Source organism: Salmonella sp. SAL04214 (genome assembly GCF_046550615.1).
Classification (GTDB): domain Bacteria; phylum Pseudomonadota; class Gammaproteobacteria; order Enterobacterales; family Enterobacteriaceae; genus Salmonella; species Salmonella enterica.
In genome coordinates this window covers 49,104-64,528 of sequence record NZ_JBGDXT010000008.1, presented here as the reverse complement: position 1 = coordinate 64,528, position 15,425 = coordinate 49,104, and the positions used below count along the sequence as shown (strand labels likewise).

The 15,425-nt window shown below is 55.1% G+C and carries 14 protein-coding genes and 1 riboswitch; of the genes, 10 read left to right on the top strand and 4 right to left on the bottom strand.

Features of this window, described 5'->3' with window-relative positions; genetic code table 11:
* Together leuC and leuD are read left to right on the top strand one after the other, a co-directional pair.
* Nucleotides 1-1,401: a 3-isopropylmalate dehydratase large subunit gene (gene leuC / locus ACLJQD_RS14675; RefSeq protein WP_017441563.1), complete on the top strand. Its 1,401-nt coding sequence runs from the start codon at nt 1-3 to the stop codon at nt 1,399-1,401.
* Between the two features lie 10 nt (nt 1,402-1,411).
* On the top strand, nt 1,412-2,017 hold the full coding sequence (gene leuD / locus ACLJQD_RS14670; RefSeq protein ID WP_000818264.1) for a 3-isopropylmalate dehydratase small subunit: 606 nt from the start codon (nt 1,412-1,414) through the stop codon (nt 2,015-2,017).
* Nucleotides 2,018-2,351: 334 nt separating this feature from the next.
* On the opposite strand, the gene sgrT is transcribed toward leuD, so the two are convergent.
* On the bottom strand, nt 2,352-2,474 hold the full coding sequence (sgrT, locus tag ACLJQD_RS14665) for a glucose uptake inhibitor SgrT (protein WP_001248755.1): 123 nt from the start codon (nt 2,472-2,474) through the stop codon (nt 2,352-2,354).
* A 92-nt stretch (nt 2,475-2,566) separates the two neighbouring features.
* Here sgrT and sgrR point away from each other — a divergent pair, with 92 nt between their 5' ends.
* The 4 genes from sgrR (at nt 2,567) to thiQ (ending at nt 7,663) form a co-directional block, all read left to right on the top strand.
* Nucleotides 2,567-4,225, top strand: a complete 1,659-nt coding sequence (sgrR, locus tag ACLJQD_RS14660; protein ID WP_017441564.1) for an HTH-type transcriptional regulator SgrR — start codon at nt 2,567-2,569, stop codon at nt 4,223-4,225.
* A gap of 46 nt (nt 4,226-4,271) precedes the next feature.
* Nucleotides 4,272-4,371: riboswitch (TPP riboswitch) on the top strand.
* Nucleotides 4,372-4,402: 31 nt separating this feature from the next.
* Nucleotides 4,403-5,386, top strand: a complete 984-nt coding sequence (thiB, locus tag ACLJQD_RS14655) for a thiamine ABC transporter substrate binding subunit (RefSeq protein ID WP_000915326.1) — start codon at nt 4,403-4,405, stop codon at nt 5,384-5,386.
* Nucleotides 5,362-6,972, top strand: coding sequence for a thiamine/thiamine pyrophosphate ABC transporter permease ThiP (gene thiP, locus ACLJQD_RS14650; RefSeq protein ID WP_000235635.1), 1,611 nt, complete (start codon nt 5,362-5,364; stop codon nt 6,970-6,972). The genes thiB and thiP overlap by 25 nt, the downstream gene beginning before the upstream one ends.
* Nucleotides 6,956-7,663: a thiamine ABC transporter ATP-binding protein ThiQ gene (gene thiQ / locus ACLJQD_RS14645; protein ID WP_000915965.1), complete on the top strand. Its 708-nt coding sequence runs from the start codon at nt 6,956-6,958 to the stop codon at nt 7,661-7,663. The genes thiP and thiQ overlap by 17 nt, the downstream gene beginning before the upstream one ends.
* 38 nt (nt 7,664-7,701) lie before the next feature.
* On the opposite strand, the gene ACLJQD_RS14640 is transcribed toward thiQ, so the two are convergent.
* Together ACLJQD_RS14640 and araC are read right to left on the bottom strand one after the other, a co-directional pair.
* Complete coding sequence (locus ACLJQD_RS14640; RefSeq protein ID WP_001148369.1) at nt 7,702-8,469, bottom strand: DedA family protein; 768 nt, start codon at nt 8,467-8,469, stop codon at nt 7,702-7,704.
* Nucleotides 8,470-8,587: 118 nt separating this feature from the next.
* Nucleotides 8,588-9,433: an arabinose operon transcriptional regulator AraC gene (araC, locus tag ACLJQD_RS14635; RefSeq protein ID WP_000852387.1), complete on the bottom strand. Its 846-nt coding sequence runs from the start codon at nt 9,431-9,433 to the stop codon at nt 8,588-8,590.
* Nucleotides 9,434-9,773: 340 nt separating this feature from the next.
* Between araC and araB the strand changes: the two genes are divergently transcribed.
* From araB to araD, 3 genes are all read left to right on the top strand, one after another.
* Nucleotides 9,774-11,483 (top strand): ribulokinase, encoded by a 1,710-nt coding sequence (gene araB, locus ACLJQD_RS14630; RefSeq protein WP_017441565.1) that lies wholly within the window; start codon nt 9,774-9,776, stop codon nt 11,481-11,483.
* A gap of 10 nt (nt 11,484-11,493) precedes the next feature.
* A complete protein-coding gene (gene araA, locus ACLJQD_RS14625) occupies nt 11,494-12,996 on the top strand; it encodes an L-arabinose isomerase (protein WP_000151693.1) in 1,503 nt (500 codons plus the stop codon).
* A gap of 140 nt (nt 12,997-13,136) precedes the next feature.
* Nucleotides 13,137-13,832: an L-ribulose-5-phosphate 4-epimerase gene (araD, locus tag ACLJQD_RS14620; RefSeq protein ID WP_000888684.1), complete on the top strand. Its 696-nt coding sequence runs from the start codon at nt 13,137-13,139 to the stop codon at nt 13,830-13,832.
* Nucleotides 13,833-13,837: 5 nt separating this feature from the next.
* Here araD and ACLJQD_RS14615 read toward each other — a convergent pair whose 3' ends face one another.
* Complete coding sequence (locus tag ACLJQD_RS14615; protein WP_017441566.1) at nt 13,838-14,257, bottom strand: DUF4751 family protein; 420 nt, start codon at nt 14,255-14,257, stop codon at nt 13,838-13,840.
* Nucleotides 14,258-14,774: 517 nt separating this feature from the next.
* Here ACLJQD_RS14615 and ACLJQD_RS14610 point away from each other — a divergent pair.
* On the top strand, nt 14,775-15,395 hold the full coding sequence (locus ACLJQD_RS14610) for a YdcF family protein (RefSeq protein ID WP_017441567.1): 621 nt from the start codon (nt 14,775-14,777) through the stop codon (nt 15,393-15,395).
* The last annotated feature ends 30 nt before the right edge of the window (nt 15,396-15,425 follow it).

Below are 15,425 nucleotides of genomic sequence, written 5' to 3'. Positions count from 1 at the left end.
ATGGCCAAAACGTTATACGAAAAATTATTTGATGCCCACGTGGTCTTTGAGGCGCCAAACGAAACGCCGCTGCTGTACATCGACCGCCACCTGGTGCATGAAGTCACCTCTCCGCAGGCGTTTGACGGTCTGCGCGCGCACCATCGTCCGGTACGTCAGCCAGGGAAAACCTTCGCCACGATGGATCACAACGTCTCGACGCAGACTAAAGACATTAATGCTTCTGGTGAAATGGCGCGTATCCAGATGCAGGAGCTGATTAAGAACTGTAACGAGTTCGGCGTCGAGCTGTATGACCTGAATCACCCGTATCAGGGCATCGTCCATGTGATGGGGCCGGAACAGGGCGTCACCCTGCCGGGCATGACCATCGTCTGCGGCGACTCCCACACCGCCACCCACGGCGCGTTTGGCGCGCTGGCCTTCGGCATCGGCACTTCTGAGGTAGAACATGTACTGGCGACGCAAACCCTGAAACAGGGGCGCGCTAAAACCATGAAGATTGAAGTCACGGGCTACGCCGCGCCGGGCATTACCGCCAAAGACATCGTGCTGGCGATCATCGGTAAAACCGGCAGCGCCGGCGGCACCGGGCACGTGGTTGAATTTTGCGGCGACGCGATCCGCGCGCTGAGTATGGAAGGCCGCATGACGCTGTGCAATATGGCGATTGAGATGGGCGCCAAAGCCGGTCTGGTCGCCCCGGATGAAACCACTTTTAACTACGTAAAAGGGCGTTTGCACGCGCCGAAGGGCCGCGATTTTGACGAAGCCGTCGAGTACTGGAAAACGCTGAAAACCGATGACGGCGCGACCTTTGATACTGTCGTCACCCTGCGGGCAGAAGAAATCGCGCCGCAGGTGACCTGGGGCACTAATCCGGGCCAGGTGATTTCCGTCACCGACATCATCCCCGATCCCGCCTCCTTTAGCGATCCGGTTGAGCGCGCCAGCGCCGAAAAAGCGCTGGCTTATATGGGCTTACAGCCGGGCGTACCGTTAACGGACGTTGCTATCGATAAAGTCTTTATCGGCTCTTGTACCAATTCGCGCATTGAAGATTTGCGCGCGGCAGCGGAAGTCGCCAAAGGGCGCAAAGTCGCGCCTGGCGTACAGGCGCTGGTGGTGCCGGGTTCAGGTCCGGTGAAAGCGCAGGCGGAAGCGGAGGGTCTGGACAAGATCTTTATCGAAGCAGGATTTGAATGGCGCTTACCGGGCTGTTCCATGTGCCTGGCCATGAATAATGACCGCCTGAACCCGGGCGAGCGCTGCGCATCCACCAGCAACCGTAACTTTGAAGGCCGTCAGGGCCGCGGGGGTCGCACGCATTTAGTCAGCCCGGCGATGGCCGCCGCTGCCGCCGTTACCGGCCACTTCGCCGACATTCGCAGCATCAAATAAGGAAACTACCATGGCAGAGAAATTTACCCAGCATACCGGCCTGGTTGTCCCACTGGATGCCGCCAACGTCGATACCGATGCAATTATCCCTAAACAGTTTTTGCAGAAGGTTACGCGCACCGGTTTTGGCGCCCATCTGTTTAACGACTGGCGCTTCCTGGACGAAAAGGGCCAACAGCCAAATCCGGAATTCGTGTTGAACTTTCCGGAATATCAAGGCGCGTCGATTCTGTTGGCGCGGGAAAACTTTGGCTGCGGCTCTTCACGCGAACACGCGCCGTGGGCGTTGACCGATTACGGCTTTAAAGTGGTGATCGCGCCAAGCTTCGCCGACATTTTCTACGGCAACAGTTTCAATAACCAACTGCTGCCGGTAACCCTGAGCGACGCACAGGTCGATGAGCTGTTTGCTCTGGTGAAAGCCAATCCGGGGATTCATTTTGAAGTGGATCTGGAAGCACAGGTGGTGAAAGCAGGCGATAAGACCTACAGCTTTAAAATCGACGACTTCCGCCGCCACTGCATGTTGAACGGTCTGGACAGCATCGGGCTGACGCTGCAGCACGAAGACGCGATTGCCGCCTACGAAAATAAACAACCGGCATTTATGCGGTAACCCTTGACGCCTTACCGGGCCTACAGGTTATGCAATATCACCAGGTTGCCACTATATCCTGTAGGCCTGATAAGCGTAGCGCCATCAAGCGCCGGGTTACTCATCAGTCGCTCATGCCGGGGATACTCCGGCATTTTTTATACGTCTTTTACTCGCCCGCTCACCCCCGCGTGACCACAGAAACCGCCGCATAAATCCCGTTGAGACGCCGTCCCATCGTCGTCATCCAGAAACAGCCGAAATAAAAAAAGCCAGCAGATATTATCTGCTGGCGGGTGATTTTAGGCTATCGCCTACACCAATACTCAGTCACACATGATGTCTGCAATTGGCTTCAATCGGTCGCCTCCCACTGCATCAGTTCCGCGAGCATTTTTAAGCGCTGCGGCGCGCTCAGGCAAGCCAGCCAGGACGTTTTTTCCGTCGCGGCAAAATATCTCAACCAGAACTGGCGCATAGTGACCTCTTCCTCTTGCTTCATCGAAAGATATTATTGGCCTAATATAGGGATAATAAAATTGCTGAGTTTTTCATCGGAGTTCCCCTTTTATGCCCTCAGGTCGCCTGCAACAACAATTTATCCGTCTCTGGCAATGTTGTGACGGTAAAACGCAAGACACCACGCTTAATGAGCTGGCGGATCTGCTGAACTGCTCGCGTCGCCATATGCGTACGCTGCTAAATACGATGCAGGCGCGCGGTTGGCTAACATGGGAAGCCGAGGTTGGACGCGGAAAGCGTTCGCGTCTGACGTTCCTGTATACCGGACTGGCGCTGCAACAGCAGCGGGCGGAAGACCTGCTGGAACAAGATCGAATCGATCAACTGGTACAACTGGTCGGCGATAAAAGCGCTGTCAGGCAAATGCTGATTTCCCATCTGGGACGCAGCTTCCGCCAGGGGCGGCATATTCTGCGGGTTCTTTACTATCGTCCGATGCACAATCTCCTGCCGGGAACCGCATTACGCCGCTCGGAAACTCATATTGCCCGGCAAATTTTCAGTTCGCTCACGCGGGTAAATGAGGAAAACGGGGAACTGGAAGCGGACATTGCGCACCACTGGCAGCAAATTTCCCCTTTACTGTGGCGCTTCTACCTGCGCCCCGGCATTCATTTTCATCATGGCCGCGAGCTGGAGATGGAAGATGTCATCTCCTCGCTGACGCGTATCAATACGCTTCCGCTTTACTCGCACATCACAAAGATAGACTCCCCTACCGCGTGGACGCTGGATATTCATCTTTCCCAGCCGGATCGCTGGTTGCCGTGGCTGCTGGGCCAGGTCCCGGCGATGATTTTGCCGCGGGAGTGGGAAACGCTGGCTAATTTCGCCAGCCACCCTATCGGCACCGGGCCTTATGCCGTGCGGCGTAATACGCCAAACCAGCTCAAGATACTCGCCTTTGATGATTACTTCGGCTATCGGGCGTTGATAGACGAAGTGAACGTCTGGGTACTGCCGGATATCAGTGAAGAACCGGCCTGCGGCTTGATGCTGGAAGGGCCGATACAAGGCGGTGAAAAAGCGATAGAAAGCCGACTGGAAGAGGGGTGCTATTACCTGCTATTCGACGCCAGAACGCCGCGCGGCGCGCATCCGCAGGTCAGAGAATGGGTAAGCCACGTCCTCTCCCCCACCAATTTACTCTATCATGCCGATGAACCGCTACAGCAGCTCTGGTTCCCGGCCTATGGGCTTTTACCGCGCTGGCATCACGCCCGTCCAGGCCCGGGCGAAAAACCCGCCGGTCTGGAAACCCTCACGCTGACCTTCTATCGCGAACACATTGAGCACCGGGTTATCGCCCGTATCATGAGCGCGCTTCTGGCTGAACATCAGGTGCATTTGCATATTCAGGAGATCGACTACGATCAATGGCACGCCGGCGAGATCGAAAGCGATATCTGGCTCAATAGCGCTAACTTTACGCTGCCGCTGGATTTCTCGCTGTTCGCGCACCTGTGCGAAGTACCGCTCTTGCAGAACTGCATTCCGCGCGACTGGCAGGACGACGCCGCGCAGTGGCGCGCTGGCGAGATGAACCTGGCGAACTGGTGCCAGCAACTGCTGGCCAACAAAGCGATTGTGCCGCTGATCCACCACTGGCTGATTATCCAGGGACAGCGCAGTATGCGCGGGCTGCGCATGAATACCCTCGGCTGGTTTGATTTTAAATCGGCGTGGTTTGCGCCGCCGGATCCTTAACGCCAGCTCTTGATTGCTGCCCGGCAACAAAATCACTACACTAACGCCGAACTCAACGGGGTGCCGCGCTCATGCGCGCGCTGAGAAAATACCCGTCGAACCTGATCCGGATAATGCCGGCGAAGGGATTTGAGGTTACCTCTCAAGTCCTTTGCCACTCTTTCACTGAGGTGCAAAGTGTTAAAAAAATATCTTCCGCTTTTACTCCTGTGCGCGGCGCCTGCTTTCGCCAAACCCGTTCTCACCGTCTATACCTACGACTCGTTCGCCGCCGACTGGGGGCCAGGCCCGGCGGTGAAAAAAGCGTTTGAAGCCGATTGCAACTGCGAGCTGAAACTGGTGGCGCTGGAGGATGGCGTTTCGCTGCTCAACCGCCTGCGGATGGAGGGGAAGAACAGCAAAGCCGATGTGGTGTTGGGGCTGGACAACAATCTGCTGGAAGCGGCCACGCAAACTAAACTCTTTGCCAAAAGCGGCGTGGCGAATGAGGCGGTCAAGGTGCCCGGCGGCTGGAAAAACGACACATTTGTGCCGTTCGATTACGGCTATTTCGCCTTTGTCTACGATAAAAGCAAGCTGAAAAATCCGCCGAAAAGCCTGAAAGAACTGGTCGAGAGCGATCAAAAATGGCGGGTGATTTATCAGGACCCGCGTACCAGTACGCCAGGGCTGGGGCTGTTACTGTGGATGCGCAAAGTCTATGGCGATAACGCGCCGCAGGCCTGGCAAAAACTGGCGGCCAAAACGGTGACGGTGACGAAAGGCTGGAGCGAGGCCTACGGTTTATTTCTGAAAGGTGAAAGCGATTTGGTGCTCAGTTACACCACCTCTCCGGCGTATCACATTATTGAAGAGAAGAAGGACAATTACGCCGCCGCGAACTTCAGCGAAGGCCATTACTTACAGGTAGAAGTCGCGGCGCGTACCGTCGCCAGTAAGCAGCCGGAACTGGCGGAGAAATTCCTCAAATTTATGGTTTCTCCGGCGTTTCAGAACGCCATACCCACCGGCAACTGGATGTACCCGGTAGCGGACGTCGCCTTACCCGCAGGGTTTGAATCATTGGCCAAACCCGCCACAACGCTGGAATTCACGCCGCAACAAGTGGCAGCACAACGCCAGGCATGGATTAGCGAATGGCAACGCGCCGTCAGCCGTTAATTCCCGGCTGGCTGATTCCGGGGCTGTGCGCCGCCGCGCTGATGATAACCGTCTCGCTGGCGGCCTTTCTGGCGCTTTGGCTGAACGCGCCGTCGGGCGCGTGGTCGACAATCTGGCGGGATAGCTACCTGTGGCATGTGGTGCGCTTCTCATTCTGGCAGGCGTTTCTGTCCGCAGTGCTGTCTGTGGTCCCGGCGGTTTTTCTCGCCCGCGCGCTTTATCGACGCCGTTTTCCTGGACGTCTGGCGCTGCTGCGTCTGTGCGCCATGACGCTGATTCTGCCGGTACTGGTTGCCGTGTTCGGCATTCTTAGCGTGTATGGCCGTCAGGGCTGGCTGGCCTCACTGTGGCAGATGCTGGGGCTTCAGTGGACATTCTCCCCCTACGGCTTGCAGGGCATTTTACTGGCGCACGTCTTTTTTAACCTGCCAATGGCGAGCCGTTTGTTGCTGCAATCTTTGGAAAGCATTCCCGGCGAGCAGCGCCAACTCGCCGCCCAGCTCGGTATGCGCGGCTGGCATTTTTTCCGCTTTGTCGAATGGCCGTGGCTGCGCCGCCAAATTCCGCCCGTCGCGGCGCTGATTTTTATGCTCTGCTTCGCCAGTTTCGCAACGGTCCTGTCGCTCGGCGGCGGCCCGCAGGCCACCACTATCGAGCTGGCTATCTTTCAGGCGCTTAGTTATGACTACGATCCCGCCCGCGCGGCGATGCTGGCATTAATCCAGATGGTCTGCTGCCTGGCGCTGGTACTGCTAAGCCAACGGCTGAGCAAAGCGATTGCGCCGGGGATGACGCTGACGCAGGGTTGGCGCGATCCTGACGATCGTCTCCACAGCCGTCTGACGGACGCCTTATTAATCGTGCTGGCGCTGCTGCTGCTGCTTCCGCCGCTGGTCGCCGTGGTGGTCGATGGCGTCAACCGCAGCCTGCCGGAGGTGCTGGCGCAACCCATTCTGTGGCAGGCTGTCTGGACATCGCTACGCATTGCGCTGGCGGCGGGCGTTCTGTGTGTGGTGCTGACCATGATGCTGCTGTGGAGTAGCCGCGAGCTACGCCAACGCCAGCAACTATTCGCCGGACAAACGCTGGAACTCAGCGGAATGTTGATCCTCGCGATGCCGGGGATCGTGCTGGCGACAGGCTTCTTTTTACTGCTCAATAACAGCGTTGGCTTACCGGAATCCGCCGACGGCATCGTGATTTTCACCAATGCGCTGATGGCAATCCCCTACGCGCTAAAAGTCCTGGAAAACCCAATGCGCGATATTACCGCCCGTTATGGAATGCTGTGCCAGTCATTAGGAATTGAAGGCTGGTCGCGGTTAAAGGTCGTGGAACTGCGGGCGCTGAAACGTCCGCTGGCGCAGGCGCTGGCGTTTGCCTGCGTACTTTCTATCGGTGATTTTGGCGTCGTCGCGCTTTTCGGCAATGACAATTTCCGCACGCTGCCGTTTTATCTGTATCAGCAGATCGGCTCCTACCGCAGCCAGGACGGCGCGGTGACCGCGCTGATACTGCTGCTGCTCTGCTTTACGTTATTTACCCTCATAGAGAAACTACCGGGCCGACATGCTAAAACTGATTGATATCACCTGGCTTTACCATCATTTGCCGATGCGTTTTACGCTGGCGGTAGAACGCGGCGAGCAGGTGGCGATTCTTGGCCCCAGCGGCGCGGGGAAAAGCACGTTGTTGAATTTAATTGCCGGTTTTCTTGCGCCTGCCAGCGGTACGCTACTGATTGCCGGCGACGATCATACGCTTACGCCGCCCTCACGACGTCCGGTCTCAATGCTGTTTCAGGAGAATAATTTATTCAGCCACCTGAATGTGCAGCAAAATATCGGTCTGGGGCTAAACCCTGGGTTAACGCTCAACGCCAGCCAGCGGGAAAAACGGGACGCTATCGCACATCAGATGGGCATTGAGAGTCTGATGACGCGTTTACCGGGCGAACTGTCCGGCGGCCAGCGTCAGCGGGTAGCGCTGGCGCGCTGCCTGGTACGTGAACAGCCGGTACTGCTGCTGGATGAACCGTTCTCCGCGCTCGATCCCGCGCTGCGCCAGGAGATGCTGACGTTGGTCAGCGATATCTGCCGCGAGCGACAGCTCACGCTGTTGATGGTCTCGCACAGCGTGGAAGATGCGGCGCGAATTGCGCCCCGGTCAATCGTCGTGGCCGACGGGCGTATCGCGTGGCAAGGCAAAACAGACGAGCTACTAAGCGGTCAAGCCAGCGCCTCAGCGCTATTGGGCATCAAATCCCATATTTTGTAGGCCGGATAAGGCGAAGCCGCCATCCGGCAAAGGAATCGTTAGTAACCCACAACTTTGCGCAGAATATCGATATATACCGGCATCAGCGGGTGGCGAACCAGCACCACCAGCGCGACTACGCCGATCCCGAGCGTCAACGGCGCCAGATACAGCAAACGGCTGCGGGGGAAATACGCGGTTAAACGATCGACTGCCGCTTTGCCGCTGCGCCACAACCGCCAGCATAGCCAGCCTCCGACCCACAGCAGCAACGCCGTCGCCAGCAGCAGCCATTTGAAATCTCCGCTCTGCATATCGGAAGGAATATCGATTGCCGCTCCCGCCAGAATGCCCGGCAGGAAATAAAACGGCGGCCACAGCAAACAGCCAATCAAGTTCGGCCCAATAAATTTCGCTACGGGAAGATCCAGCATCCCTGCCACCATCGGCACCAGAGGCCTCGTCGGACCGACAAAACGTCCGACCAGGATCGTGAACATACTGTGCTGATGCAGCGCGTGTTCGGTTTTATCCAGCAGCGACTTGTTCTTTTTCATAAAAGACCAGCGGTGTAGCGGCTTTTTAAAGCGCCACCCCAGCCAGAACGAAATCCAGTCGCCCATCAGACAGCCGATAATACCCACCAGCCAGGCATGCCAAAAATTGAGCTCGCCGCTGCCGATAAGCGCGCCCAGCCCCGCCATCAGTACCGTGCCGGGTAAAATCAACCCCACCAGCGCCAGCGATTCCAGGAAGGCGACCAGCAACACGGCGATAAGCGAATACAAAGTGGATTGGGTGATAAAGTGTTCCAGCAGTGCTTGCATAGTGTGTCCGTCAGCGTGATGAAGCAGGGATTCTGCTTACCCCGTCCCCCTTCGTCAAGCCGTCAATTATCCGAATAGTTACGGCTTATGACATCTTTGTGGACACATCATTCACTTTTTATTCACATCCGGCCCTGAACTCGCTAGGACTTGCCCCGGTGCATTTTTTAAATACCCGCGAAAAATAGAGCTGATCGTCAAATCCAACATTGCGCCCAACGGTCGCTATCGGCATTCGCGTAGTGCTAAGCAGAAGTTTCGCCTGGCTGATACGCTGATCTTCGCGCCAACTCAATACGCTAATGCCTAACTGCTGGCGGAACAGATGCGATAACCGGGAGGGCGACAGGCAGACATGCTGGGCGACGCTGGCGATATCAAAATGGCTGTCCGCCAGATGGTCGCTGATATACTGGCAGGCATCGCGCACACGGCTATCCATCGGCGGATGCAACGACTCATTAATTACCGCCATACGCCTGAGCAACAGCTGCTCCAGCAGATTGATCGCCAGTAGCTCAGAATAGCGGCCTTCCCCTTGCCCGGCGCTGATGATCTGTCCGAACAGTTCGCTGAAATGCGGCTGGCGCGCCTCGTCCGGACGGAAAAATCCTGTCTGGGCAAAGATTGTCGGCCAGGTCAGCCACTCCTGCCAGTAGGCGCGAGGCCGGAAATAAACCCACTGGTGATACCACTCGCTGGCGTCCGGATGCCGTCCATAGTGATGAATCTCGCCCGGCGGAAACAATAATATATCGCCAGGCCGACAGACAAACTGCTCGCCATTATTATTAATGACGCCCTCTCCGCGGATGGTCAGGTTAAGAATATATCCCTTCATGCCCAACGGACGATCGATAAAAAAATCCAGATATCCATTCGCTTCAATTGGCGTCAGTCCGGCGACCAGATGGGCATTAAATGAATATCCCGGCAATAGCGGATCATTTTGCGTTTCAGCCATGATTTCTCTACCCCCCGATGTTCAGAGAAGAAACAAATTGTCCATATTGACCAGGACGACAGTGCTTACATCTCCGCAAGACCTTGCGCTTGATGAAAGCACGTATCAACCCCGCTTGTGAAAAGCGCTTTGTAACAAAAGCGTACAGTTCAGGCGATAAAATTAAGTAACAGAAGTGTCTATAACTATGGCTGGAATGTCCACATTGAATATTTGCACAGCGTCACACTTTGCAAAGCATTAGCATTTTTGTCCATAAGATTAGCGAATCCTGCCTGACGGTTTTTGCCGCGACTCTCTACTGTTTCTCCATACCTGTTTTTCTGGATGGAGTAAGACGATGGCAATTGCAATTGGCCTCGATTTTGGCAGTGATTCAGTGCGCGCTCTGGCAGTGGACTGCGCCACCGGCGACGAGATCGCCACCAGCGTAGAGTGGTATCCGCGCTGGCAAGAAGGCCGTTATTGCGACGGCCCGAACAACCAGTTCCGTCATCATCCACGCGACTACATGGAGTCAATGGAGGCCGCGCTGAAAGCCGTTCTGGCACAATTAAGCGCCGCGCAACGCGCAAATGTCGTTGGCATTGGCGTTGACAGCACCGGCTCTACGCCAGCGCCGATTGACGCCGACGGTAACGTCCTGGCGCTGCGTCCGGAGTTCGCCGAGAACCCGAATGCGATGTTTGTGCTGTGGAAAGATCACACCGCCGTGGAAGAGGCCGACGAAATCACTCGTCTGTGCCATAAGCCAGGCAAGGTCGACTACTCCCGCTATATTGGCGGCATTTACTCCAGCGAATGGTTCTGGGCGAAGATTCTGCACGTCACCCGTCAGGATAGCGCCGTCGCGCAGGCCGCCGTCTCGTGGATTGAACTGTGTGACTGGGTGCCGGCGCTGCTTTCCGGCACCACTCGCCCGCAGGATATCCGCCGTGGCCGCTGCAGCGCCGGGCACAAAACACTGTGGCATGAAAGCTGGGGCGGTCTGCCGCCCGCGAGCTTCTTTGATGAACTCGATCCGTGCATTAACCGTCATCTGCGCTACCCGTTATTTAGCGAAACCTTCACCGCCGATCTGCCCGTGGGCACCCTGTGCGCCGAATGGGCGCAGCGCCTCGGCTTGCCGGAAAGCGTAGTGATTTCCGGCGGCGCGTTCGACTGTCATATGGGCGCGGTCGGCGCGGGCGCGCAGCCCAATACGCTGGTAAAAGTCATCGGCACGTCTACCTGCGACATTTTGATTGCGGATAAACAGAGCGTCGGGGATCGCGCCGTGAAAGGCATTTGCGGTCAGGTTGATGGCAGCGTGGTGCCGAACTTTATCGGTCTGGAAGCGGGCCAATCTGCTTTCGGCGACATCTACGCCTGGTTTAGCCGCGTGTTGAGCTGGCCGCTGGAACAACTTGCCGCGCAGCACCCGGAACTGAAAACCCAGATTAACGCCAGCCAGAAGCAGCTACTGCCAGCGCTCACCAACGCCTGGGCGAAAAATCCGTCCCTGGATCACCTGCCGGTGGTGCTCGACTGGTTTAACGGTCGCCGCACGCCAAACGCTAATCAGCGTCTGAAAGGCGTCATTACCGATCTCAATCTCGCCACCGACGCGCCAGCGCTGTTTGGCGGTCTGGTCGCCTCGACCGCCTTCGGCGCGCGCGCCATTCAGGAGTGTTTTACCGATCAGGGTATCGCGGTCAATAACGTGATGGCGCTTGGCGGCATCGCCCGTAAAAATCAGGTCATTATGCAGGTCTGCTGCGACGTACTGAATCGTCCGTTGCAGATCGTCGCTTCCGACCAGTGTTGCGCATTAGGCGCCGCTATCTTTGCCGCCGTCGCTGCGAAAGTCCATGCCGATATTCCTGCCGCCCAGCAAAGCATGGCGAGCGCGGTAGAACGCACTCTGCGTCCCCACCCTGAACAGGCGCAACGCTTCGAACAGCTTTACCGCCGCTACCAGCAGTGGGCGCTAAGCGCAGAACAACATTATCTTCCGACTGCCGCGCCGGCGCCAACGACCCCGGCCAATCAGGCAATCCTGACTCATTAAGGACACGACAATGACGATTTTTGATAATTATGAAGTATGGTTTGTGATTGGCAGCCAGCATTTGTATGGCGCAGAAACCCTGCGTCAGGTCACCCAACATGCCGAGCATGTGGTCAACGCGCTGAATACCGAAGCCAAACTGCCATGTAAACTGGTATTAAAACCGCTGGGCACCTCGCCGGATGAGATTACCGCTATTTGTCGTGACGCCAATTATGACGATCGCTGCGCAGGGCTGGTGGTCTGGCTGCACACCTTCTCCCCGGCCAAAATGTGGATCAACGGGCTGAGTATTCTTAACAAACCACTACTGCAATTCCATACCCAATTTAACGCCGCCCTGCCGTGGGACAGCATCGATATGGACTTTATGAACCTGAACCAGACTGCGCACGGCGGCCGCGAGTTCGGTTTTATCGGCGCGCGGATGCGCCAGCAGCACGCGGTCGTCACTGGCCACTGGCAGGATAAAGAGGCCCATACGCGTATCGGCGCCTGGATGCGCCAGGCGGTCTCTAAACAGGATACCCGCCAGCTAAAAGTCTGCCGCTTCGGCGACAATATGCGTGAAGTCGCAGTGACTGACGGTGATAAAGTGGCCGCGCAAATCAAATTTGGCTTTTCGGTCAATACCTGGGCGGTCGGCGATCTGGTGCAGGTGGTGAATTCTATCGGCGACGGCGATATCAACGCTCTGATTGACGAGTATGAAAGCAGCTATACCCTGACGCCCGCCACCCAAATCCACGGCGATAAACGCCAGAACGTGCGGGAGGCGGCGCGTATTGAACTCGGTATGAAGCGTTTCCTGGAACAGGGCGGCTTTCACGCCTTTACGACGACATTTGAAGATTTGCACGGCCTGAAACAGCTTCCGGGTCTGGCCGTACAGCGTCTGATGCAACAGGGCTACGGCTTTGCGGGCGAAGGCGACTGGAAAACCGCCGCTCTGCTTCGCATTATGAAAGTGATGTCAACCGGTCTGCAGGGCGGCACCTCATTTATGGAGGATTACACCTACCACTTCGAGAAAGGCAACGATCTGGTGCTCGGCTCGCACATGCTGGAGGTGTGTCCGTCCATCGCGGTGGAAGAGAAACCGATCCTCGACGTCCAGCACCTCGGCATTGGCGGCAAGGAAGATCCGGCGCGTTTGATTTTCAATACCCAAACCGGCCCGGCGATCGTCGCCAGCCTGATCGACCTCGGCGATCGTTATCGCCTGCTGGTCAACTGCATTGACACCGTAAAAACGCCGCACTCCCTGCCGAAACTGCCGGTGGCTAACGCGCTGTGGAAGGCGCAGCCGGATCTGCCGACCGCCTCCGAAGCGTGGATTCTGGCTGGCGGCGCGCACCATACCGTCTTCAGCCACGCGCTGGATCTGAACGATATGCGCCAGTTCGCAGAAATACACGATATCGAAATCGCGGTAATTGATAATGATACCCGTCTGCCGGCCTTTAAGGACGCGCTGCGCTGGAACGAGGTGTATTACGGTTTAAAACGCTAAAAGTGAAGTCTGAATGCCCGGTGGCACTGCGTTTACCGGGCCTACGGTCCTGTAGGCCGAATAAGGCATTTGTGTCGCCATCCGGCACACCGTCGCTCGTAGGCCGGATAAGCGAAGCGCCATCCGGCAGGGAGAAAACAATGTTAGAAGATCTCAAACGCCAGGTACTGGAAGCCAATCTGGCGCTGCCAAAACACAACCTGGTCACCCTTACCTGGGGTAACGTCAGCGCCGTCGATCGCGAACGCGGCGTACTGGTGATTAAGCCGTCCGGCGTCGATTATAGCGTCATGACCGCTGACGATATGGTGGTGGTCAGTCTGGAGACCGGTGAAGTCGTTGAAGGTCATAAGAAACCGTCGTCCGATACGCCAACCCACCGTCTGTTGTACCAGGCATTTCCGACTATCGGCGGCATCGTACACACCCATTCGCGCCACGCGACTATCTGGGCGCAGGCGGGTCAGCCGATTCCGGCGACGGGAACCACCCATGCCGACTATTTCTACGGTACGATTCCCTGCACTCGCAAAATGACCGAGGCGGAAATTAATGGCGAGTATGAATGGGAAACGGGCAATGTCATTGTTGAAGCCTTTGAAAAACAAGGTATTGACGCCGCTCAAATGCCCGGCGTGCTTGTCCATTCGCACGGCCCGTTTGCCTGGGGTAAAAATGCCGAGGATGCCGTGCATAACGCCATCGTGCTGGAAGAAGTGGCCTATATGGGGATCTTCTGCCGCCAGCTTGCGCCGCAGTTGCCCGACATGCAGCAATCCCTGCTGGATAAACACTATCTACGCAAACATGGCGCAAAAGCCTATTACGGGCAGTAATGCCTCTAAAAACGCGTCCCATGGGGGGCGCGTTGATGAGTCTGGTCGGTGATATATTCAGCAAATGCGCTTTGATAGACGTAATGATCAGAACTCACATATTCAATAATATTATCATAATGTCCCTGCCACGCTTTTCCTTCCAGCGCATGGAAGAAAATATAATCCTCGATTGTTGACTGCCAGCGTTGCCCATTTAACAGATAGTTAATAATGGTATCCCGATGTCCGTTTTTTCTGTCGTGTCCTTGCCAGTGAAAAAAAGCATTGCCGTTTTCAATAATTTCGGTACGCCAAATCTGATCTGTCCATGTTTTATACTCAAAAAATCGACTCACGGTTTTTATGGAAGGGTTAGCGCGTTGAGTATTGACGAAAAGATAACGTGCGTTCCCTACCGGACACGCCTGCATATTCACATTCATAAAAGATAATTCCCGAATACCACAAATTTTGATAAAAACACCCGCACCTGAAAGTCAAAATAAAATTATATTCTAAAATAAAAATTAAATTATGCAGAGAGTTCCCGACGAATTCGCACTGTAATCCATTTTTATTTAACCATAGCGGCCAATTGGAATATTATATTTCTACCTGACGGTGCGGATGTTCCAAATGAAATTGTTACACTTTTCATTAAGTAAAACAAACAAAAAATATCGCTTTTTTGTTAATCCGAGAAATAAGTAACAGATTCGAACAAGCGCCTTTCTGAAAAATACTTAATGTATGAAAACAGACTTGACACAAAACGGCTAATACATGGGTAAAAATGGTAAATAAACATGATTCAAAATTAGCAGTTATAGGATAATTATATCAGCTGTATATACCGGCATCATTATATTGATAAATATACGTCAGCAAAAATATCTGACGCTAAAAGCCATTTTATCGTTAAAATATCCATTAAACCCGTCACGGGGAACGAACTCATTCATGAAATATCGCTACATCATCAGAATCGCGGCAGGCATAATTCTCATTATGGCTACGGTGTTTATCCATAACGCCATCGCTATTTATCAGTTCAGTCAGCAAAACCAGACGCGCGTAGCTGACTGCGCGATTGTCGCAGGAGCAGGCGTTAGCGGAAAAACGCCTTCTCCCGTTTTTAAGGCCAGACTGGATCATGCCATCTGGCTTTACCAACAACACATTGTCCGCGCGTTGGTATTAACCGGCGGCTACGGCGCTGGCGCAACGGTTTCCGACGCGGCGATAGCCCGTCAATACGTTCTGGAAAAAGGGATTCCGGCTAAGGCAATTTTTATTGAAGAGCGCTCTACCGTGACGCGCGAAAATATTCGTTACGCAAAACAGATACTGCGACAACAACAATGGCGCACAGCGTTACTGGTCAGCGATCCGCTGCATATGCTGCGTCTGAAAACTATCGCTCAGGATAATGGTATCGATAGCCGCTCATCACCCACGCGATCCACCCGCTATAAATCCTGGTGGGCGAAAACCCGCTTCTTACTGCGAGAAACTTTTTATTACAGCGGATATCGGCTTTTACGTTATATGCCTGTACAAAATAACAGTATTACCCCCTAAAACAGGTTATAATTAGCGTGAATTTTTTAG